Source organism: Spongiactinospora rosea (genome assembly GCF_003315795.1).
Classification (GTDB): Bacteria; Actinomycetota; Actinomycetes; order Streptosporangiales; family Streptosporangiaceae; genus Spongiactinospora; species Spongiactinospora rosea.
Genome location: NZ_QMEY01000001.1, coordinates 1013763 through 1030699, shown reverse-complemented (window position 1 = coordinate 1030699; position 16937 = coordinate 1013763). Strand labels below are relative to the sequence as shown.

At 67.1% G+C, this 16937-nt stretch carries 30 protein-coding genes; all 30 read right to left on the bottom strand.

Annotation, left to right across the window (positions count from 1 at the left end; all coding sequences use genetic code 11):
* Window positions 1–53: 53 nt before the first annotated feature.
* On the bottom strand, window positions 54–1070 hold the full coding sequence (locus tag DP939_RS05445) for a DNA-directed RNA polymerase subunit alpha (RefSeq protein WP_113979394.1): 1017 nt from the start codon (window positions 1068–1070) through the stop codon (window positions 54–56).
* Window positions 1071–1196: 126 nt separating this feature from the next.
* A complete protein-coding gene (gene rpsD / locus DP939_RS05440; protein WP_113979393.1) occupies window positions 1197–1823 on the bottom strand; it encodes a 30S ribosomal protein S4 in 627 nt (208 codons plus the stop codon).
* A 26-nt stretch (window positions 1824–1849) separates the two neighbouring features.
* Window positions 1850–2254: a 30S ribosomal protein S11 gene (gene rpsK / locus DP939_RS05435; RefSeq protein WP_012887860.1), complete on the bottom strand. Its 405-nt coding sequence runs from the start codon at window positions 2252–2254 to the stop codon at window positions 1850–1852.
* A gap of 45 nt (window positions 2255–2299) precedes the next feature.
* Window positions 2300–2680 (bottom strand): 30S ribosomal protein S13, encoded by a 381-nt coding sequence (gene rpsM, locus DP939_RS05430; protein WP_113979392.1) that lies wholly within the window; start codon window positions 2678–2680, stop codon window positions 2300–2302.
* 224 nt (window positions 2681–2904) lie between these two features.
* Window positions 2905–3018 carry a 50S ribosomal protein L36 gene (rpmJ, locus tag DP939_RS05425; RefSeq protein ID WP_003956441.1) on the bottom strand — a complete coding sequence of 38 codons (114 nt, stop codon included), beginning with the start codon at window positions 3016–3018 and terminating at the stop codon, window positions 2905–2907.
* Window positions 3019–3041: 23 nt separating this feature from the next.
* Window positions 3042–3263 carry a translation initiation factor IF-1 gene (gene infA, locus DP939_RS05420; RefSeq protein ID WP_093259037.1) on the bottom strand — a complete coding sequence of 74 codons (222 nt, stop codon included), beginning with the start codon at window positions 3261–3263 and terminating at the stop codon, window positions 3042–3044.
* Between the two features lie 494 nt (window positions 3264–3757).
* Window positions 3758–4120: a YybH family protein gene (locus DP939_RS05415; RefSeq protein ID WP_113979391.1), complete on the bottom strand. Its 363-nt coding sequence runs from the start codon at window positions 4118–4120 to the stop codon at window positions 3758–3760.
* 152 nt (window positions 4121–4272) lie between these two features.
* On the bottom strand, window positions 4273–4575 hold the full coding sequence (locus DP939_RS05410) for a hypothetical protein (RefSeq protein WP_113979390.1): 303 nt from the start codon (window positions 4573–4575) through the stop codon (window positions 4273–4275).
* A 384-nt stretch (window positions 4576–4959) separates the two neighbouring features.
* On the bottom strand, window positions 4960–5385 hold the full coding sequence (locus DP939_RS05405; protein ID WP_113979389.1) for a hypothetical protein: 426 nt from the start codon (window positions 5383–5385) through the stop codon (window positions 4960–4962).
* Between the two features lie 116 nt (window positions 5386–5501).
* Window positions 5502–5936, bottom strand: coding sequence for a DUF1707 SHOCT-like domain-containing protein (locus DP939_RS05400; RefSeq protein WP_225878054.1), 435 nt, complete (start codon window positions 5934–5936; stop codon window positions 5502–5504).
* Window positions 5917–6777: a type I methionyl aminopeptidase gene (map, locus tag DP939_RS05395; RefSeq protein WP_113979387.1), complete on the bottom strand. Its 861-nt coding sequence runs from the start codon at window positions 6775–6777 to the stop codon at window positions 5917–5919. The genes DP939_RS05400 and map overlap by 20 nt, the downstream gene beginning before the upstream one ends.
* Window positions 6778–6957: 180 nt before the next feature.
* Complete coding sequence (locus DP939_RS05390) at window positions 6958–7608, bottom strand: adenylate kinase (RefSeq protein ID WP_113979386.1); 651 nt, start codon at window positions 7606–7608, stop codon at window positions 6958–6960.
* Window positions 7608–8915: a preprotein translocase subunit SecY gene (secY, locus tag DP939_RS05385; protein WP_113979385.1), complete on the bottom strand. Its 1308-nt coding sequence runs from the start codon at window positions 8913–8915 to the stop codon at window positions 7608–7610. The genes DP939_RS05390 and secY overlap by 1 nt, the downstream gene beginning before the upstream one ends.
* A 220-nt stretch (window positions 8916–9135) precedes the next feature.
* A complete protein-coding gene (gene rplO / locus DP939_RS05380; RefSeq protein ID WP_113979384.1) occupies window positions 9136–9597 on the bottom strand; it encodes a 50S ribosomal protein L15 in 462 nt (153 codons plus the stop codon).
* A gap of 2 nt (window positions 9598–9599) precedes the next feature.
* Window positions 9600–9782, bottom strand: a complete 183-nt coding sequence (rpmD, locus tag DP939_RS05375; RefSeq protein WP_113979383.1) for a 50S ribosomal protein L30 — start codon at window positions 9780–9782, stop codon at window positions 9600–9602.
* Window positions 9783–9784: 2 nt separating this feature from the next.
* A complete protein-coding gene (rpsE, locus tag DP939_RS05370; protein WP_111166668.1) occupies window positions 9785–10417 on the bottom strand; it encodes a 30S ribosomal protein S5 in 633 nt (210 codons plus the stop codon).
* Between the two features lie 40 nt (window positions 10418–10457).
* Complete coding sequence (gene rplR / locus DP939_RS05365; RefSeq protein WP_113979382.1) at window positions 10458–10841, bottom strand: 50S ribosomal protein L18; 384 nt, start codon at window positions 10839–10841, stop codon at window positions 10458–10460.
* A gap of 2 nt (window positions 10842–10843) precedes the next feature.
* A complete protein-coding gene (gene rplF / locus DP939_RS05360) occupies window positions 10844–11386 on the bottom strand; it encodes a 50S ribosomal protein L6 (protein WP_113979381.1) in 543 nt (180 codons plus the stop codon).
* 19 nt (window positions 11387–11405) lie between these two features.
* Window positions 11406–11804: a 30S ribosomal protein S8 gene (gene rpsH, locus DP939_RS05355; RefSeq protein ID WP_111166665.1), complete on the bottom strand. Its 399-nt coding sequence runs from the start codon at window positions 11802–11804 to the stop codon at window positions 11406–11408.
* Window positions 11805–11921: 117 nt separating this feature from the next.
* Window positions 11922–12107, bottom strand: coding sequence for a type Z 30S ribosomal protein S14 (locus DP939_RS05350; protein ID WP_113979380.1), 186 nt, complete (start codon window positions 12105–12107; stop codon window positions 11922–11924).
* Window positions 12108–12120: 13 nt separating this feature from the next.
* On the bottom strand, window positions 12121–12690 hold the full coding sequence (rplE, locus tag DP939_RS05345) for a 50S ribosomal protein L5 (RefSeq protein WP_111166663.1): 570 nt from the start codon (window positions 12688–12690) through the stop codon (window positions 12121–12123).
* The gene (gene rplX, locus DP939_RS05340) at window positions 12690–12989 is read right to left on the bottom strand and encodes a 50S ribosomal protein L24 (protein ID WP_199536821.1); all 300 of its coding nucleotides are present in this window, start codon (window positions 12987–12989) and stop codon (window positions 12690–12692) included. Before rplX ends, rplE begins: the two co-directional genes overlap by 1 nt.
* Before the next feature lie 35 nt (window positions 12990–13024).
* On the bottom strand, window positions 13025–13393 hold the full coding sequence (rplN, locus tag DP939_RS05335) for a 50S ribosomal protein L14 (protein WP_113979378.1): 369 nt from the start codon (window positions 13391–13393) through the stop codon (window positions 13025–13027).
* Window positions 13394–13572: 179 nt separating this feature from the next.
* Window positions 13573–13869 (bottom strand): 30S ribosomal protein S17, encoded by a 297-nt coding sequence (gene rpsQ / locus DP939_RS05330; RefSeq protein ID WP_113979377.1) that lies wholly within the window; start codon window positions 13867–13869, stop codon window positions 13573–13575.
* Window positions 13862–14107: a 50S ribosomal protein L29 gene (gene rpmC, locus DP939_RS05325; RefSeq protein ID WP_111166685.1), complete on the bottom strand. Its 246-nt coding sequence runs from the start codon at window positions 14105–14107 to the stop codon at window positions 13862–13864. The genes rpsQ and rpmC overlap by 8 nt, the downstream gene beginning before the upstream one ends.
* On the bottom strand, window positions 14107–14526 hold the full coding sequence (rplP, locus tag DP939_RS05320) for a 50S ribosomal protein L16 (RefSeq protein WP_113979376.1): 420 nt from the start codon (window positions 14524–14526) through the stop codon (window positions 14107–14109). The genes rpmC and rplP overlap by 1 nt, the downstream gene beginning before the upstream one ends.
* A 2-nt stretch (window positions 14527–14528) precedes the next feature.
* Window positions 14529–15365 carry a 30S ribosomal protein S3 gene (gene rpsC / locus DP939_RS05315; protein ID WP_113979375.1) on the bottom strand — a complete coding sequence of 279 codons (837 nt, stop codon included), beginning with the start codon at window positions 15363–15365 and terminating at the stop codon, window positions 14529–14531.
* Window positions 15365–15733 carry a 50S ribosomal protein L22 gene (gene rplV / locus DP939_RS05310; RefSeq protein WP_113979374.1) on the bottom strand — a complete coding sequence of 123 codons (369 nt, stop codon included), beginning with the start codon at window positions 15731–15733 and terminating at the stop codon, window positions 15365–15367. The genes rpsC and rplV overlap by 1 nt, the downstream gene beginning before the upstream one ends.
* A gap of 27 nt (window positions 15734–15760) precedes the next feature.
* Window positions 15761–16039: a 30S ribosomal protein S19 gene (gene rpsS / locus DP939_RS05305; RefSeq protein ID WP_113979373.1), complete on the bottom strand. Its 279-nt coding sequence runs from the start codon at window positions 16037–16039 to the stop codon at window positions 15761–15763.
* 11 nt (window positions 16040–16050) lie between these two features.
* Window positions 16051–16887, bottom strand: coding sequence for a 50S ribosomal protein L2 (gene rplB, locus DP939_RS05300; RefSeq protein ID WP_113979372.1), 837 nt, complete (start codon window positions 16885–16887; stop codon window positions 16051–16053).
* Between the last annotated feature and the right edge of the window lie 50 nt (window positions 16888–16937).

The following is a 16937-nucleotide window of genomic DNA, read 5'->3' as shown; positions in this document are numbered from 1 at the left end:
CGATGATCTGACTCGGCACCGCCGGAAGAGCGGTGCCGCCGCCTACGCCGGGATCAGTACTGCTCGGTCTCGACGTAGCGGCTGTCCTCGTCGTCGCTGTAGTCGCCGGCCACCGCGCTCGGGTCGAACCCGGGCGGGGAGTCCTTCAGCGCGAGCGACATCTCGTGCAGCTTCTGCTTGACCTCTTCGATGGACTTGGCCCCGAAGTTGCGGATGTCGAGCAGGTCCTGCTCGCTGCGCGCGACCAGCTCGCCCACGGTGTGGATGCCCTCGCGCTTGAGGCAGTTGTAGGAGCGGACCGTGAGGTTGAGCTCCTCGATGGGCAGCGCCAGGTCGGCGGCGAGCGCCGCGTCGGTCGGCGACGGGCCGATGTCGATGCCCTCGGCCTCGACGTTCAGCTCGCGGGCCAGGCCGAACAGCTCGACCAGCGTCTTGCCCGCCGACGCCACGGCGTCGCGCGGCTTCATGCTCGGCTTGGTCTCGACGTCGAGGATCAGCCGGTCGAAGTCGGTGCGCTGCTCGACACGCGTCGCCTCGACCTTGTAGATGACCTTGAGGACCGGGGAGTAGATGGAGTCGATCGGAATCCGGCCGATCTCCTGGCCCGGCTGCTTGTTCTGGGCGGCGGAGACGTAGCCGCGACCGCGCTCGACGGTCAGCTCCATCTCCAGCTTGGCCTTGCCGTTCAGAGTCGCGATGCGCAGCTCCGGGTTGTGCACCTCGACACCGGCCGGGGGCGCGATGTCGGCGGCGGTGACCTCACCGGGGCCCTGCTTGCGGAGGTACATCACCACGGGCTCGTCGTGCTCGGAGGACACGACCAGTTCCTTGAGGTTGAGGATGATGTCGGTGACATCCTCCTTGACCCCCGGCACGGTCGAGAACTCGTGCAGCACGCCCTCGATGCGGATGCTCGTCACGGCCGCCCCCGGGATGGAGGACAGCAGCGTGCGGCGCAGCGCGTTGCCGATGGTGTAGCCGAATCCGGGCTCCAGCGGCTCGATGACGAACCTGGAGCGGGTCTCCTCTAGGGATTCCTCTAGCAGAGTGGGTCGCTGGGCGATCAGCATTTTTGGGTCTCCCCTGTTGTCCACGGCGCCCGCTATATGACGCCGCCGGTCTTTCAAGCCTACGCCGTACGGCCCGCGTCGGAACGCGGAAGCCGTACGGCGAGGCGGTGAGCGCTGCCCGAAGGGTTACTTCGAGTAGTACTCGACGATGAGCTGCTCCTGGACCTGCGTGTCGATCTGCTGCCGGACCGGGAGCTGGTGGATCAGGATGCGCAGCGAGTCGGGGATCACACCCAGCCAGGCCGGGATGGTCCGGTCGCCTGCGGTGGCGCGGGCCACCTCGTAGGGCAGCAGGTTGCGGGCCTTCTCGCGCACCTCGATGATGTCGTGCTCGCGCACGCGGTACGACGGGATGTCCACCTTGCGGCCGTTGACCAGGATGTGGCCGTGCCGCACCTGCTGACGGGCCGCGTCGCGGGACTCGGCGAAGCCTGCGCGGTAGACAACGTTGTCGAGCCTGCTCTCCAGGATCTGGAGCAGGACCTCGCCGGTCTTGCCTTCCTTCTTGTTGGCTTCGTCGTAGTAGTTGTGGAACTGCTTCTCCAGCACGCCGTAGATGCGGCGCATCTTCTGCTTCTCACGAAGCTGAAGCTGGTACTCCGACTCCTTGGGGCGGCCACGGCCGTGCTCGCCCGGCGGGTAGGGCCGGATCTCGATGGGGCACTTGGCGGACTCGCACTTCTTGCCCTTGAGGAAGAGCTTCGTCTTCTCGCGGCGGCAGAGCTTGCAGTCCGCTCCGGTGTAACGGGCCATTGTCGTTGATCTCCTGTGGCGGTGGCTCAGACGCGGCGGCGCTTGGGCGGACGGCAGCCGTTGTGCGGCACGGGGGTGACGTCCTGGATCGAACCCACTTCCAGGCCGGTGGCCTGCAGGGAACGGATCGCGGTCTCACGGCCGGAGCCGGGACCCTTGACGAAGACGTCGACCTTGCGCATGCCGTGCTCCATGGCGCGGCGAGCGGCGTTCTCCGCGGCCATCTGCGCGGCGAACGGGGTGGACTTGCGAGAGCCCTTGAACCCGACGTGGCCGGCGCTGGCCCAGGAGATCACGTTCCCGGACGGGTCGGTGATCGAGACGATCGTGTTGTTGAACGTGCTCTTGATGTGGGCGTGCCCGTGAGCGACGTTCTTCTTCTCCTTGCGGCGTACCTTCTTGGGCGCGCCCTGACGGCTCTTCGGAGGCATTGGTCGCCTTCAACTCCTGTGAGGTGCTCGGTCCTGCTGCGCGGACTACTTCTTGCCCGGCTTCTTCTTGCCGGCCACGGTCTTCTTCTTGCCCTTGCGGGTGCGTGCGTTGGTCTGCGTGCGCTGACCGTGCACCGGAAGCCCGCGGCGGTGCCGGATGCCCTGGTAGCAGCCGATCTCGATCTTGCGGCGAATGTCGGCCTGCACCTCGCGGCGGAGGTCACCTTCGATCTTGAAGTTGGCCTCGATGTAGTCGCGCAGCGGAATCAGCTCGTCGTCGGTGAGCTGGTGCACGCGCAGGTCGCCGCTGACGCCGGTGGCCTTGAGGGTCTCCAGCGCGCGGGTACGGCCGATGCCGAAAATGTAAGTGAGTGCGACCTCGATCCGCTTGTCGCGGGGGAGGTCGACGCCAACCAGGCGAGCCATGGTCGGGCATCTCCTTGTCGTTCTGGCGGAGGTCTTGCGCCGCACCACCCCTCCCCATGCCCGGGGTGAGGGCCCCGGCCTCCGACCGGGGGTCTCCCGCGTGGTACGGCGTGCGACCTGCCCGGCCGCCACCGCCTGCGCGAGTGTGAGACGCTGCGTTGAGTTGTCGGCCCCTCATGCGTCGAGTCCGCTACTGGAGCGGACTCGGAGAAGCCTTGTCGCGACTAGCCCTGACGCTGCTTGTGGCGCAGGTTGTCGCAGATCACCATGACGCGACCGTGCCGGCGGATCACCTTGCACTTGTCGCAGATCTTCTTGACGCTCGGCTTGACCTTCATCGTCCCTGTCGTTCCTCAGACGCTTACTTGTATCGGTAGACGATCCGCCCACGACTCAGGTCGTAGGGGCTCAGTTCGACGACAACCCGGTCGTCGGGCAGGATCCGGATGTAGTGCATCCGCATCCTCCCGCTGATGTGGGCCAGGACCTTGTGCCCGTTGTCGAGCTCCACCCGGAACATGGCGTTCGGGAGCGACTCGACCACAGTGCCCTCGATCTCGATGGCGCCGTCTTTTTTGGGCATGTCCCTCGCGTTTCACTGATCGGTCATCTGAGGCATCGGATCACTTCGCAGCCGCGACCAAACGCACAGTGAGAGGGCGGCGCCCGAAGGCCGCCATGACGCCATGGTCAGTAAGTGAACCGACAAAGAAGTGTACGCCACCGCCGCGGAAAACGCGAAACGCACGCGGGACCGGTGTCAGCACACCACCACAGCAAAGGATACCCCAACACGGCCCGCCCCCGCCCCACCCGCGAGAGCCGTGTCCGCCTGCCGGAATCCGTGCCCGGTTGCGGGAATCCGTGCCCACCCACCCCAGCACCGCCGATACTCGGGCGGGCGGACACGGACCCTCACGAAAGATCCATTACCCGCACTCTTCCCTGCCAAATGTGATCATCGGCAAAGTGTGCGTCTGAGTAGCCCCGTTGTCCTGCGAATCGGGTCCATAGCACCGGCACCACACTGGACCGCACTGGACCACCACGAAGCCGCCCCCACCCACCGATCCCCTACTACGGGACCCGCGGCTGGTCGAGGACCCAGAGCCAGGTGCCGTCCGGCTGCCTGCGGGCCACTTCGACGGTGGCGGCGCCGTCGCCCAGCAGCACCGAGGTCATCGCCAGGTCACCGCTGCGCAAGGTCGGCAACTGCTTCCCGGGCGTGAACACCGGCCGCGCCGCCACGATCCGCTCATACGCCGCCCGGATCTCCGAACTCCCGGTGGCCGCCCCACCGCCGGGCAACGCGAGCACCGCGTCCGGCTCATAGAGCGCCACCAGCCCGTCCACATCGCCGGCGTTCAATCGCTCCACGACGAAACGACTGAGGTCTTCGGGCTCCACGGCCCGCGCGCGCGATCGGCCTTCGTCGGTCATCTGTCTCTCCCTGTCAGTTCGCGTCCCGCGCGATCCTGGCAGAGGGGTCCGACATTCCGACGCGCACAAGGCCCCGCAGATGACTTGGTGGGCCCCCCGATCGGCCGGGCCACGCCCGTGCCGGCGCCCACCAAGTCCGTCATTCCGCCGGATCAGCCCTGCACGTTGGTGAAGACCCGCCTGATCTCGTACGGAGGAAGCCGGACCGAGGAGATCTCACCGGCGGGCTTCCAGGGACCGGTCACCAGGATCACCCCGGCGTACGGGTGCCACTGCGTGACGGCGACACTGTGCTGGCCGGTACCTCCAGTGCAGTTGCTGTGGGCATAGCCATTGGAGAGCCAGGCGGTGCAGCCGGTGGGGGCCGCCATGGCGGGCGAGGGGGCGAGGACGGCGGCACCGAGTGCGATGGCGGCGGATCCGGCGACGGTGGCGATCTTACGACGAAGGCTCATATTGAGTCTCCTTGGAGCTTGGGGGGCTACAGAAGGGCGCACCTTCTTTTAGGAAAGTTTCCTAAAAAAGAGGCTAGATCCCCACCCCCGCCCCGGTCAATGGCCCCTGGACCGTTCTATGCCACCACCCATCCGGCGGCGGGGACGTTCCGATGCACGTCCGGCGACCGCGCGGGGCGGGGCGGCGTCGGGCGGAGCCCGGCATCGGGAAGGCGCCCTAGCGGAAGCGAGACCCTTGTGGCGTGGGAAGCGCTGGGCATCGGAGGGCGGGGTGGGTGGGACATGGAGGGCTCGGGCTGGAGGCGGGAGCCGGGTGAGCCCTCTCGATGTCGTGTCCCCCCAGGTCAACCCCCCATGGATCCCTGGGACCACCGTGCGGCGCGATCAGAACACGTCGTGCCAGCCGCCGCAGCCGCTGGTCGGGGTGTCGCCCTCGCACACCCTCAGGTCGAAGTCCCGCTTGAACGGGAACGGGTTGAAGTGCTTGTGCCCGAACGTCTTGTAGTAGTTCTGGTGGAACTTGCCGAACCGGTCGTACCACTTGAACCACACATAGCTGTAGTCCCGGTCATTGCGGTGCCGATCCACCAGATCACCCGCGAAGTAGTACTTGCCGCCCGCCTTGTACCAGTACCCCTTGAAGTACGACTCCCGCTGGAAGCTCTCCTGCCCCTGCGAGAAGTACGGTCCAAAGTGGTGCTTCGCCCATCCCGTAGCGGCGTGGGCCGGAGCGGCGGCAATGCCGGCCGTGAGAACCGAGAGCGACCCCGCCAGCGCCGCGCCGGCGAGAAGATAGCGCGCCTTACGCATCGTTCTTCCTCCTGTGAGTGTCCGAGAGCCCTTCACCTTCCGGGCGACACTCACGTTAGGAAGCTTTCCGGCCGCGTTCCGGGTAGGAATTCACATTCGCGGCCGAGCGCGCATTATTACCCTTCCAGGCGCTTCCGCCGCTCCTGCCCGAACACCGTGTTGACGAGCAGGATCACACCCCACGGCCCCATGATCCACAGCGGCCACGGATAGACGCCGCCTTCCCCGGTGAGGCTGATGATGAACCAGATGACCCAGTTGACGCCGCTGACCGCCGCCCACCCCGCCCAGGCCCCGCGCAGGCTGTCCTTCTCCTTCTGGGCCTTCTTGTCGGCCTGCTTGGCCTGCTTCTCCAGCTCGCGCCCGGCGGTGTAGGAGCGCATGTCGATGTCGGGCAGGTCGGCGGTGATGACCTGCAGCTCCCCGTACGTCTTGCTCGCGTACAGCCGCTCCAGCCGCTCGTCGAACTCCTCGACGCTCAGCCGCCCCTGCGCGTAGTGCTCGCGCAGCATCCCGGCGATGCGGTCGCGGTCAGAGTCGGATGCCCTCATCTCCGGGCTTGACGCCATCTTCATCCACTCCCGAGGTGAGAAGTCCGCTCAGGCGCTCTTTGCCACCGTCCAGGGAGGTAAGCACCCAAGGCCCATTATGTGTCACCGCGACGCTGTGCTCGAAGTGCGCGGAGGGCTTTCCGTCCATGGTGACCACGGTCCAGTCGTCGGCGAGCACGCGGGTGCGGTCGGTGCCCATGTTGACCATCGGCTCGATGGCCAGGCACATGCCCGCCTCGAACTTCGGGCCCCTGCCCGGCCTGCCGTGGTTGGCCACCCACGGGTCCATGTGCATCTCGGTGCCGATGCCGTGCCCGCCGTACTCCTGAGGTATGCCGTAACGGCCCTGAGAGCGCACGTAGCGCTCGATCTCCCAGCCGATGTCCGAGAGGTGCCGACCGACCGTCAGCGCGGCTATGCCGCGCCACATGGCCTCCTCCGTCACCCGCATCAGCTCGGTCAGCTCGGGGGCCACCTCGCCGATGGGGATGGTGATCGCGGAGTCGCCGTGCCAGCCGTCCAGGATCGCGCCGCAGTCGATGGAGATGATGTCGCCCTCGCGCAGTACGTGGGCGTCGGTGGGGATGCCGTGCACCACCTCGTCGTTGACGGACGCGCAGATCGTCGCCGGGAACCCCTGGTAGCCCTTGAAGGACGGGATCGCGCCGGCCTCCCTGATCGCCTTCTCGGCGATGGCGTCGAGGTCGATCGGGGTCATCCCCGGCCGTACGGACTCGCGCAGGAGCTGGAGGGTCCGGCCGACGACCAGGCCGACCGCTCGCATCTTCTCCAGTTGCTCGGGTGACTTGACCTGGATCCCATGCCGGTTCTTCCTGAACACTGCGACACCTCCTGGGGCTGTCATGAGGGCGGTAGGGCGGCGGCTCCCCGGGAGAACGGACACCAGGAGTCCCCAATTCCCCCCGATTGTGCCCTAAACGCCAACACGCCACTCACGGCGGCGCCGGTGAGTGGCGTGCCCGTCATCCGGACGGGTCGGTGAACCACAATGATCCATGGGCTAGTCGATGAAGGGACGTAGGTGCTCCATCGCGCGCTGGGTGATCTCCTCGACCGGCCCGGTCGCGTCCACCCCGGCGAGGATGCGCTCGTCGGCGTAGAAGGCGATCAGCGGCGCGGTCTGCTCCTGATAGACCTCCAGCCGGTGCCGGATGGTCTCCTCACGGTCGTCGTCCCGCTGGAAGAGCCGCCCGCCACAGGCATCGCAATCGTCGTCCTGCTTGTCGTCGAACTCGACGTGCCAGATGCGGCCGCACTGGCTGCAGGTGCGCCGGCCGGCGAGCCTGCGGACCACCTCGTCGTCATCGACGACGAGCTCCAGGACGATGTCGAGACCGGTGTTCCACTCGGCGAGCATCTTCTTGAGGATCTCTGCCTGTGGGACGTTCCGAGGGAAGCCGTCGAGCAGGAAACCGTCCTGCGCGTCGTCCTCGGAGAGCCGGTCGCGCACCATCGCGATGGTGACCTCGTCGGGGACGAGGTCACCGCGGTCCATGTATGTCTTGGCGAGCTTGCCAAGCTCCGTGCCGCCGGAAACGTTGGCACGGAAGATGTCACCTGTCGAGATCTTCGGGATGGACAGGTTGGATGCGATGAACTGGGCCTGCGTCCCCTTACCCGCTCCGGGGGGCCCTACCAGGACGAGGCGCACTACTTCAGGAAGCCCTCGTAGTTACGCTGCTGTAGCTGGCTCTCGATCTGCTTCACGGTGTCAAGCCCAACGCCGACCATGATCAGGATGCTCGTCCCTCCGAACGGGAAGTTCTGGCTGGCCCCGGCAACCGCGAGCGCGACGATCGGGACCATCGAGATCAGGCCCAGATAGAGCGCACCGGGTGCGGTGAGACGAGTGAGCACATAGTTGAGGTACTCAGCCGTCGGCCGGCCCGGCCGGATGCCCGGGATGAACCCACCGTACTTCTTCATGTTGTCCGCGACTTCAGGGGGGTTGAAGGTAATGGACACGTAGAAGTAAGTGAAGAAGATGATCAGCACGAAGAACGTGGCCATGTAGACCGGTGTGTCACCGGTGACCAGGTGCTGCGAGATCCACTGGATGACGACGTTCTGCTGCGTCTGGGTGGCGAACAGCGTGGTGACGAGCTGCGGGAGGTACAGCAGCGAGGAGGCGAAGATGACCGGGATGATGCCCGCCTGGTTCACCTTCAGCGGGATGTAGGTGGAGGTCCCGCCGTACATCCTGCGGCCCACCATGCGCTTGGCGTACTGGACCGGGATGCGCCGCTGCGCCTGCTCCACGAAGACCACCGCGGCGATCATGAAGATGCCGACCACCATCACGACACCGAAGGTGAAGGCGTTGCGGCGGAAGATGTTCATCAGCTCGGACGGGAAGACCGCGATGACCTGGGTGAAGATCAGGATGGACATCCCGTTGCCGACGCCGCGGTCGGTGATCAGCTCGCCCAGCCACATGATCACGGCGGTACCGGCCGTCATCGTGATGACCATCGTCACCACGGTGAACACGTCGTCGTTGAGCAGCACCGGGTCGCTACAGCCCTGGAAGAGCTGGCCGCTGCGGGCGAGCGCCACGAAAGCGGTGGACTGCAGTACCGCGAGACCGATGGTCAGGTAGCGCGTGTACTGTGTGATCTTGGAGGTGCCCGCCTGGCCCTCCTTCTTGAGGGCTTCGAGGCGCGGGATCACCACGACGAGGAGCTGCAGGATGATGCTCGCGGTGATATACGGCATGATGCCCAGCGCGAACACGGACAGTTTCAGCAGCGCGCCGCCACTGAACAACTGCACCATGCCATAGATGTTTCCTGCGTCGCCCGCCTGCGCCTGTTCCAGGCATCGGCGGACATTCTCGGCGTGTACGCCGGGGGTCGGAAGCACCGAGCCAAGCCGGAACAGCGCGATGATGCCCAGGGTAAAGAGCAACTTCTTGCGCAGGTCCGGTGTACGGAACGCCCGGGTAATCGCGGTCAGCACGGTCCCTCCTGCGCGCCTTTACGGCGGGTTCGGTCAGCGATGGTGCGGGGGTGATCCATGGTGGTCCATGGAGTGTCTGTCATAGAGATTGTCAGAGGCGAGGGCCCCCCGAGGAAAATCCCACAGGAAATTCCTCGGCGGAAACTCCCCGCCGCCCAGCGAACTCTAACGCACTAGGGGCGCGGAGGCCCATAACGAACCTCCGCGCCTCGCGCGTACGTCACAGCTCGGTCGTCGAGCCCCCGGCAGCGGCGATCTTCTCCTTGGCGCTCGCGGAGAACGCGTGTGCGGAAACATTCACCGCGACGGAGATCTCACCGGTCCCCAGGACCTTCACGGGCTGATTCTTGCGGACCGCGCCCTTCGCCACCAGACCCTCGACGGTGACTTCACCGCCCTCGGGGAACAGCTCGCCGAGCCGGTCCAGGTTGACGACCTGATAGGTCGTCTTGAACAGCGCGTTGGAAAAGCCCTTCAGCTTCGGCAGCCTGCGCTGCAGCGGCACCTGGCCGCCCTCGAAGCCGAGCGGCATGGTCTTGCGCGCCTTGCTGCCCTTCGTGCCCCGGCCCGCGGTCTTGCCCTTGGAGCCCTCGCCCCGGCCCTTACGGACCTTGGGACGGTTGGCGCCCTTGGCGGGCCGCAGGTCGTGGATGCGCAGATGAGTGTTCTCGGACTCTGACATGACTAGTCGACCTCTTCCACCTCGACGAGGTGCGTCACCACGGCGATCATCCCGCGGATCTGCGGGCGGTCCTCCTTGATGACGACGTCGCCGATCCGCTTCAGGCCGAGCGAGCGCAGCGAGTCGCGCTGGTTCTGCCTGTTACCGATCTTCGACTTGACCTGCTTTATCTTCAGGCGCGCCATCGTCAGCTCACCGCCTTCGCGGCCGCCGCCGCCTCGGCCATGCCCTCGGCGCGGGCCTTCAGCATGGCCTTGGGCACGACGTCCTCGATCGGCAGGCCACGGCGGGCGGCGATCTCCTCGGGGCGGGACAGCCCCTTGAGCGCCGCCACGGTGGCGTGCACGATGTTGATCGGGTTGTCCGAGCCGAGCGACTTGGACAGCACGTCGTGGATGCCGGCGCACTCAAGGACGGCGCGCACCGGACCACCCGCGATGACACCGGTACCGGCCGAGGCCGGGCGCAGCAGGACGACGCCTGCGGCGTCCTCGCCCTGCACGGTGTGCGGGATGGTGCCCTGGATGCGCGGCACCTTGAAGAAGTGCTTCTTGGCCTCCTCGACGCCCTTGGCGATGGCCGCGGGCACCTCCTTGGCCTTGCCGTACCCGACGCCGACCATGCCGTTGCCGTCACCGACGACGACCAGGGCGGTGAAGCTGAAGCGACGACCGCCCTTCACGACCTTGGCCACTCGGTTGATCTTCACGACGCGCTCGATGTACGAGACGCCCTTGTCGGCGGCGCCACCCCGGCGATCGTCACGACGGTCCCGCCGCTCGCCACCGGTGCCGCCACCGCGACGCGGAGCTGCAGCCATCAGTGGTTCCTCTTCTCGTTGCTCATGGGACGGGAGACCATCAGAAGTCCAACCCGCCTTCCCTGGCGCTGTCCGCCAGCGCGGCGATACGCCCCGCGTAGCGGTTCCCACCACGGTCCAGGACGACCGCGGTGATGCCAGCGGCCTTGGCCTTCGCAGCGAGAATCTCGCCGACCTTCTTGGCCTTGGCGGTCTTGTCGCCGTCCAGCTCGCGCAGCGCGGCGTCCATGGTGGACGCGCTCACCAGCGTGTGGTGCTGGCTGTCGTCGATGATCTGGACGAACATGTGCCTCGTCGAGCGGTTGACGACCATGCGCGGCCGAGCGGTGGTGCCCACGACCTTCTTGCGGACACGGCGGTGCCGGCGGGCCCGCGAGACCGCGCGGGCGGCCGTGTGCTTGCCGAACGCGACCTTCGGAGCCATGCCTACTTACCAGCCTTTCCGACCTTGCGGCGGATCTGTTCGCCCTGGTAACGCACACCCTTGCCCTTGTAGGGGTCGGGCTTGCGCAACTTGCGGATGTTAGCGGCGACCTCGCCGACCTTCTGCTTGTCGATGCCGTCCACGTGCAGCAGGGTCGGCTTCTCGACGCGGAAGGTGATGCCCTCCGGCGCGTTGACGACCACCGGGTGGCTGTAGCCGAGCGCGAACTCGAGCTGCGTCGGGCCCTTGGCCTGGACGCGGTAACCGACTCCGACGATCTCCAGCGCCTTGGTGTAGCCCTGGGTTACCCCGGCGACCATGTTGGCGATCAGCGTCCGCGAGAGGCCGTGCAGCGCACGGACCTTGTTCTCGTCGTTCGGGCGCGACACCGTGAGGGTGCCGTCGTCGTCACGGGCCACCGTGATGGGCTCGACCACCGTGTGCGAAAGAGTGCCCTTGGGCCCCTTGACGGTGACGGCCCTGCCGTCGATGCTGACCTCGACACCGCCCGGAACGGGGATGGGCAGCCGTCCGATTCTCGACATGCTGTGATTCCTCCCCTCGTTACCAGACGTAGGCGAGGACTTCCCCGCCCACACCACGCTTGCCGGCCTGCTTGTCGGTCATGAGCCCGCCGGACGTCGAAATGATCGCGATGCCCAGCCCGCCCAGTACCCGCGGCAGGTTGCCCTTCTTTGCATAGACCCGCAGCCCGGGCTTGGAGACCCGGCGCAGTCCGGCGATGGACCGCTCTCGGGTCGGCCCGAACTTCAGCTCCACCACGAGGTTCTTTCCGACCTTGGCGTCTTCGACGTTCCAGGCCTGGATGTAGCCCTCCTGCTGGAGGATCTCGGCGATGTGCGCCTTGATCTTCGAATACGGCATGGCCACGGTGTCGTGGTACGCCGAGTTCGCGTTACGCAGACGAGTGAGCATGTCTGCGATCGGGTCGGTCATCGTCATGGCCGGTGGCCCTCCCCGCCGCGGTTTCCCCAAGGGACCTTCGGCGTGGTCGTGGGCGCCGCGTTCGGCGCCCGGTGAATATGAGTTACCAGTTGTCGTACGGCCGGCGCCCGGAGGCTACCAGCTCGACTTCGTGATGCCCGGCAGTTCGCCACGGTGCGCCATCTCACGGAAGCACACCCGGCACAGGCCGAACTTGCGGTAGACGGCACGCGGACGCCCGCAGCGGGAGCACCGCGTGTAGGACCGCACCTTGAACTTCGGCTTCCGCGCCGCCTTGGCGATCAGCGCCTTCTTGGCCATGATCCGCTCTCTCCTATGCTTCCTTGAAGGGGAATCCGAGGAGCTTCAGCAGCGCCCGGCCCTGTTCGTCGTTGGTCGCGGTGGTCACGACGGTGATGTCCATGCCCCGCTGCCGGTCGACCTTGTCCTGGTCGACCTCGTGGAACATGACCTGCTCGGTGAGCCCGAAAGTGTAGTTGCCGTTACCGTCGAACTGCTTGGGCGACAGGCCGCGGAAGTCGCGGATACGCGGCAGCGCGGTGGACAGCAGCCGGTCCAGGAACTCCCACATCCGGTCGCCGCGCAGCGTGACGTGCGCGCCGATCGGCATGCCCTCGCGCAGCTTGAACTGCGCGATGGACTTGCGGGCGCGAGCCACCGCGGGCTTCTGGCCGGTGATCGCCGCGAGGTCGCGGACCGCGCCCTCGATCAGCTTGGAGTCACGGGCCGCCTCGCCGACGCCCATGTTGACCTTGATCTTGACCAGGCCGGGCACCTGCATGACGTTCTGGATCTCGAACTGCTCGCGCAGCTTGCCGGCGATCTCCGCGCGGTAGCGCTGCTTGAGGCGCGGAATGGTGCGCTCTTCGGTCGTCGCGGTCATCAGTCCTCACCCGATTCGTCGGCCGCATCAGCCTTCTTCGCGGGCTTCTTCTCGTCGGCCGGCTTCTCATCCTTGAGCTTCTTGACGTTGCTCACGTGGATGGGAGCCTCCATGGTCTGCACTCCACCGGTCTTGGCGCCGCGCGGCCCCTGGTGGGTCTCCTTGGAGTGCTTCTTGACCAGGTTCACGCCCTCGACCACCACGCGCTGCCTGCGCGGGTAGGCGGCGATCACCCGGCCCTTGGCGCCCTTGTCGTCGCCCGCGATGACCTGGACCAGGTCGCCCTTCTTCACGTGCAGCCTGCCGGGCTGCACCTGCTTGGTGGCCTTCGGCATCACAGCACCTCCGGGGCGAGCGAAATGATGCGCATGAACTTCTTGTCGCGCAGTTCACGGCCGACCGGGCCGAAGATGCGCGTTCCGCGCGGGTCGCCGCTGTCCTTGATCAGGACGGCGGCGTTCTCGTCGAAGCGGATGTAGGAGCCGTCCGGGCGGCGCCGTTCCTTGCGGGTGCGCACCACGACGGCCCGGACGACCTCACCCTTCTTGACGCCGCCGCCGGGAAGGGCGTCCTTCACCGTGGCGACGATGACATCGCCTATGCCCGCGTAGCGCCGGCCCGAGCCGCCGAGCACCCGGATGCAAAGGATCTCCTTCGCCCCGGTGTTGTCGGCGACCTTGAGCCGCGACTCCTGCTGGATCACGTCTACTCCTGTGTGTCTCGCCGGTTCTCACCCTCACCGGGCGAGCCTTGCGGAACCTGCTGTTGTCTTGTTCCCCCGGCCTCAGTGGAGCCCCACCGCCGCCGCGGGCGGCGCGAAGCCGTCATGACTCCGCGCCCTTGGACGCCTCCGTGGGGCGGACCCCACGGAGCCGCGTATCGCTACTTGGCCTTCTCCAGGACCTCGACGACGCGCCAGCGCTTGGTGGCCGACAGCGGCCGGGTCTCCATGAGCAGGACCCGGTCGCCGACGCCGCACTCGTTGGCCTCGTCGTGCGCCTTGTACTTGCTGGTGCGCCGGATGACCTTGCCGTAAAGGGCGTGCTTGACGCGGTCCTCGACGGCGACGACGACGGTCTTGTCCATCTTGTCGCTGACGACCACGCCCTCGCGGGTCTTCCGGTAGTTCCTCACGCGCGTCGTGTCCTGCACGGCGTCGCTTCCCGTGGCCTCAGCCATCGCTCGGCTCCTTCACGTCCGTCACGTCCGTGATGATGCCAAGCTCGCGCTCCCGCATCACGGTGTAGATACGGGCGATCTCCCGCCGGACGGCGCGCAGCCGCCCGTGGCTTTCCAACTGGCCGGTCGCGGCCTGGAAGCGGAGGTTGAACAGCTCCTCCTTGGCCTCCTTCAGCTTGGCGACCAGCTCGTCCTTGGTCTGATCCCGCAGCTCGGCGGCGGTCACACCCTGTGCCATCACGCCTCACCCACTTCACGCTTGACGAACCGGCACTTCATCGGCAGCTTGTGCATGGCGCGGCGCAGCGCCTCCTTGGCGACCGGCTCGGCGACGCCCGACAGCTCGAACATCACGCGTCCGGGCTTGACGTTGGCGATCCACCACTCCGGCGAGCCCTTACCGGAACCCATGCGGGTCTCGGCGGGCTTCTTGGTCAGCGGCCGGTCGGGAAAGATGTTGATCCACACCTTGCCGCCACGGCGGATGTGCCGGGTCATCGCGATACGAGCGGCCTCGATCTGGCGGTTGGTCACGTAGCTGTGCTCAAGCGCCTGGATGCCGTACTCACCGAAGGAGACCTTCGTGCCGCCCTTGGCCATGCCGTGCCGGTCCGGTCGGTGCTGCTTGCGGTGCTTGACCCTACGCGGAACAAGCATGGTCAGCTCCCCTCAGCCGGCTGCTCCGCCGGGCCTGACTCGGGCGCGCCCGCGGGCGCGCTGGATTCGGTCTTCTGGCCGCCACCGCGACCGCCGCGCGGCCCGCCGCCCTCACGGCCGCCGCCACGGCCGCCACGGCCGCGCTGCGGGCGGTCGGAGCGGTCCCTGCGCTGCCCGGCGCGGGCGCCGGCAGCGGCCTCGCGCTCGGCGCGGGAGGTCGGGGCCTCGCCCTTGTAGATCCACACCTTCACGCCGATCCGGCCGAAGGTGGTGCGGGCCTCGTAGAAGCCGTAGTCGATGTCGGCGCGCAGCGTGTGCAGCGGCACCCGGCCCTCGCGGTAGAACTCCGAGCGCGACATCTCCGCGCCGCCGAGACGGCCCGAGCACTGCACCCGGATGCCCTTGGCGCCGCTCTTCATCGCCGACTGCATGGCCTTGCGCATCGCCCGCCGGAAGGAGACCCGGCTGGACAGCTGCTCGGCCACGCCCTGGGCGACGAGCTGGGCGTCGATCTCGGGGTTCTTGACCTCGAGGATGTTGAGCTGGACCTGCTTCTTGGTCAGCTTCTCCAGGTCGCCGCGGATGCGGTCGGCCTCGGCGCCGCGGCGGCCGATGACGATGCCCGGCCGGGCGGTGTGGATGTCCACCTGCACCCGGTCGGTGGTCCGCTCGATCTCCACCTTGGAGATGCCGGCCCGCTCCATGCCGCGCTGCAGCATGCGGCGGATCGACACGTCCTCGGCGACGTAGGACTTGTACAGCTTGTCGGCGTACCACCGGCTCTTGAAGTCGGTCGTGATGCCGAGGCGGAACCCGTGCGGGTTAACCTTCTGGCCCACTAGCGGGTCCTTCCCTTCGGCTTGCCCTGGCCGTCGGGCCTGGGCTCGACGATCACGGTGATGTGGCTCGTCCGCTTGTTGATCCGGTACGCACGGCCCTGCGCACGGGGACGGAACCGCTTGAGCGTCGGCCCCTCGTCCACGTACGCGCGGCTGACCACCAGCGTCTCGCGGTCGAGCTTGAGGTTGTGCTCGGCGTTCGCCATCGCGCTGCTGAGCACCTTGTAGACGGGCTCGCTCGCGGCCTGCGGGGCGAACTGAAGTACGGCCTGCGCCTCCGAAGCGGGCAGCCCGCGAATGAGGTCCACCACACGGCGGGCCTTCTGGGGCGTGACACGGACGAACCGCGCCTGAGCCCTGGCTTCCATCGCTTACTCCTCGTTTCTGAAAGGCGCTTACCGCCGGCTACGCCGGTCTTCCTTGACGTGGCTGCGGAACGTCCGCGTCGGAGCGAACTCACCCAGCTTGTGACCGATCATCGCCTCGGTGACGAACACCGGGACGTGCTTGCGGCCGTCGTGCACGGCGATCGTGTGGCCCAGCATGTCGGGAACGATCATGGAGCGACGCGACCACGTCTTGATGACGTTCTTGGTCCCCTTCTCGTTCTGGGCGTCCACCTTCTTCTGCAGGTGGTCGTCCACGAAGGGGCCCTTCTTAAGGCTACGTGGCATCTTGGTTGCTCCTACCGCTTCTTCCGCTTGCTCCGACGACGGATGATCAGCCGGTCGCTGGCCTTGTTGGCCTGGCGGGTACGGCCCTCCGGCTTGCCCTTGGGGTTGACCGGGTGGCGACCACCCGAGGTCTTGCCCTCACCACCGCCGTGCGGGTGGTCGACCGGGTTCATGGCCACACCACGGACCGAGGGGCGCTTGCCCTTCCAGCGGGCGCGCCCGGCCTTGCCGAGGTTGATGTTGCCCTGCTCGGCGTTGCCGACCTGGCCCACCGAGGCCCGGCAGCGGACGTCGACCATGCGCATTTCACCGGACGGCATACGCAGCGTGGCGTACTGCCCCTCCTTGGCCAGGAGCTGGATCTGCACGCCGGCGGAACGGCCGAGCTTGGCCCCACCACCCGGCTTCAGCTCCACCGCGTGGATGAAGGTACCGGTCGGGATGTTGCGCAGCGGCAGGCAGTTGCCCGGCTTGATGTCGGCCGTGGGGCCGTTCTCGATCCGGTCGCCCTGCTTGAGGCCGGCCGGCGCGATGATGTAGCGCTTCTCACCGTCGGCGTAGTGCAGCAGCGCGATGCGCGAGGTGCGGTTCGGGTCGTACTCGATGTGCGCGACCTTGGCCGGCACGCCGTCCTTGTCGTTGCGCCGGAAGTCGATGATCCGGTAGGCGCGCTTGTGCCCGCCGCCCTGGTGGCGCGCGGTCACTCTGCCGTGGACGTTACGACCGCCCTTGTTGTGCAAGGGGGCAAGCAGCGACTTCTCGGGGGTGCTGCGCGTGATCTCGGAGAAGTCCGAGACACTCGCGCCGCGCCGACCCGGAGTCGTCGGCTTGTACTTACGGATGCCCATCTCTTTCGTTCATCCTTTGTCGGTGCTGGCTATGGCGGGTTCGCGGCGGC

Coding starts and splice junctions, on each gene's coding strand:
- DP939_RS05445 (WP_113979394.1), bottom strand. CDS start 1,070: ATGCTGATCGCCCAGCGACCCACTCTGCTAGAGGAATCCCTAGAGGAG.
- rpsD (WP_113979393.1), bottom strand. CDS start 1,823: ATGGCCCGTTACACCGGAGCGGACTGCAAGCTCTGCCGCCGCGAGAAG.
- rpsK (WP_012887860.1), bottom strand. CDS start 2,254: ATGCCTCCGAAGAGCCGTCAGGGCGCGCCCAAGAAGGTACGCCGCAAG.
- rpsM (WP_113979392.1), bottom strand. CDS start 2,680: ATGGCTCGCCTGGTTGGCGTCGACCTCCCCCGCGACAAGCGGATCGAG.
- rpmJ (WP_003956441.1), bottom strand. CDS start 3,018: ATGAAGGTCAAGCCGAGCGTCAAGAAGATCTGCGACAAGTGCAAGGTG.
- infA (WP_093259037.1), bottom strand. CDS start 3,263: ATGCCCAAAAAAGACGGCGCCATCGAGATCGAGGGCACTGTGGTCGAG.
- DP939_RS05415 (WP_113979391.1), bottom strand. CDS start 4,120: ATGACCGACGAAGGCCGATCGCGCGCGCGGGCCGTGGAGCCCGAAGAC.
- DP939_RS05410 (WP_113979390.1), bottom strand. CDS start 4,575: ATGAGCCTTCGTCGTAAGATCGCCACCGTCGCCGGATCCGCCGCCATC.
- DP939_RS05405 (WP_113979389.1), bottom strand. CDS start 5,385: ATGCGTAAGGCGCGCTATCTTCTCGCCGGCGCGGCGCTGGCGGGGTCG.
- DP939_RS05400 (WP_225878054.1), bottom strand. CDS start 5,936: ATGAGGGCATCCGACTCTGACCGCGACCGCATCGCCGGGATGCTGCGC.
- rplO (WP_113979384.1), bottom strand. CDS start 9,597: ATGTCAGAGTCCGAGAACACTCATCTGCGCATCCACGACCTGCGGCCC.
- rpmD (WP_113979383.1), bottom strand. CDS start 9,782: ATGGCGCGCCTGAAGATAAAGCAGGTCAAGTCGAAGATCGGTAACAGG.
- rpsE (WP_111166668.1), bottom strand. CDS start 10,417: ATGGCTGCAGCTCCGCGTCGCGGTGGCGGCACCGGTGGCGAGCGGCGG.
- rplR (WP_113979382.1), bottom strand. CDS start 10,841: ATGGCTCCGAAGGTCGCGTTCGGCAAGCACACGGCCGCCCGCGCGGTC.
- rplF (WP_113979381.1), bottom strand. CDS start 11,386: ATGTCGAGAATCGGACGGCTGCCCATCCCCGTTCCGGGCGGTGTCGAG.
- rpsH (WP_111166665.1), bottom strand. CDS start 11,804: ATGACGATGACCGACCCGATCGCAGACATGCTCACTCGTCTGCGTAAC.
- DP939_RS05350 (WP_113979380.1), bottom strand. CDS start 12,107: ATGGCCAAGAAGGCGCTGATCGCCAAGGCGGCGCGGAAGCCGAAGTTC.
- rplE (WP_111166663.1), bottom strand. CDS start 12,690: ATGACCGCGACGACCGAAGAGCGCACCATTCCGCGCCTCAAGCAGCGC.
- rpsQ (WP_113979377.1), bottom strand. CDS start 13,869: ATGGCTGAGGCCACGGGAAGCGACGCCGTGCAGGACACGACGCGCGTG.
- rpmC (WP_111166685.1), bottom strand. CDS start 14,107: ATGGCACAGGGTGTGACCGCCGCCGAGCTGCGGGATCAGACCAAGGAC.
- rplP (WP_113979376.1), bottom strand. CDS start 14,526: ATGCTTGTTCCGCGTAGGGTCAAGCACCGCAAGCAGCACCGACCGGAC.
- rplV (WP_113979374.1), bottom strand. CDS start 15,733: ATGGAAGCCAGGGCTCAGGCGCGGTTCGTCCGTGTCACGCCCCAGAAG.
- rpsS (WP_113979373.1), bottom strand. CDS start 16,039: ATGCCACGTAGCCTTAAGAAGGGCCCCTTCGTGGACGACCACCTGCAG.
- rplB (WP_113979372.1), bottom strand. CDS start 16,887: ATGGGCATCCGTAAGTACAAGCCGACGACTCCGGGTCGGCGCGGCGCG.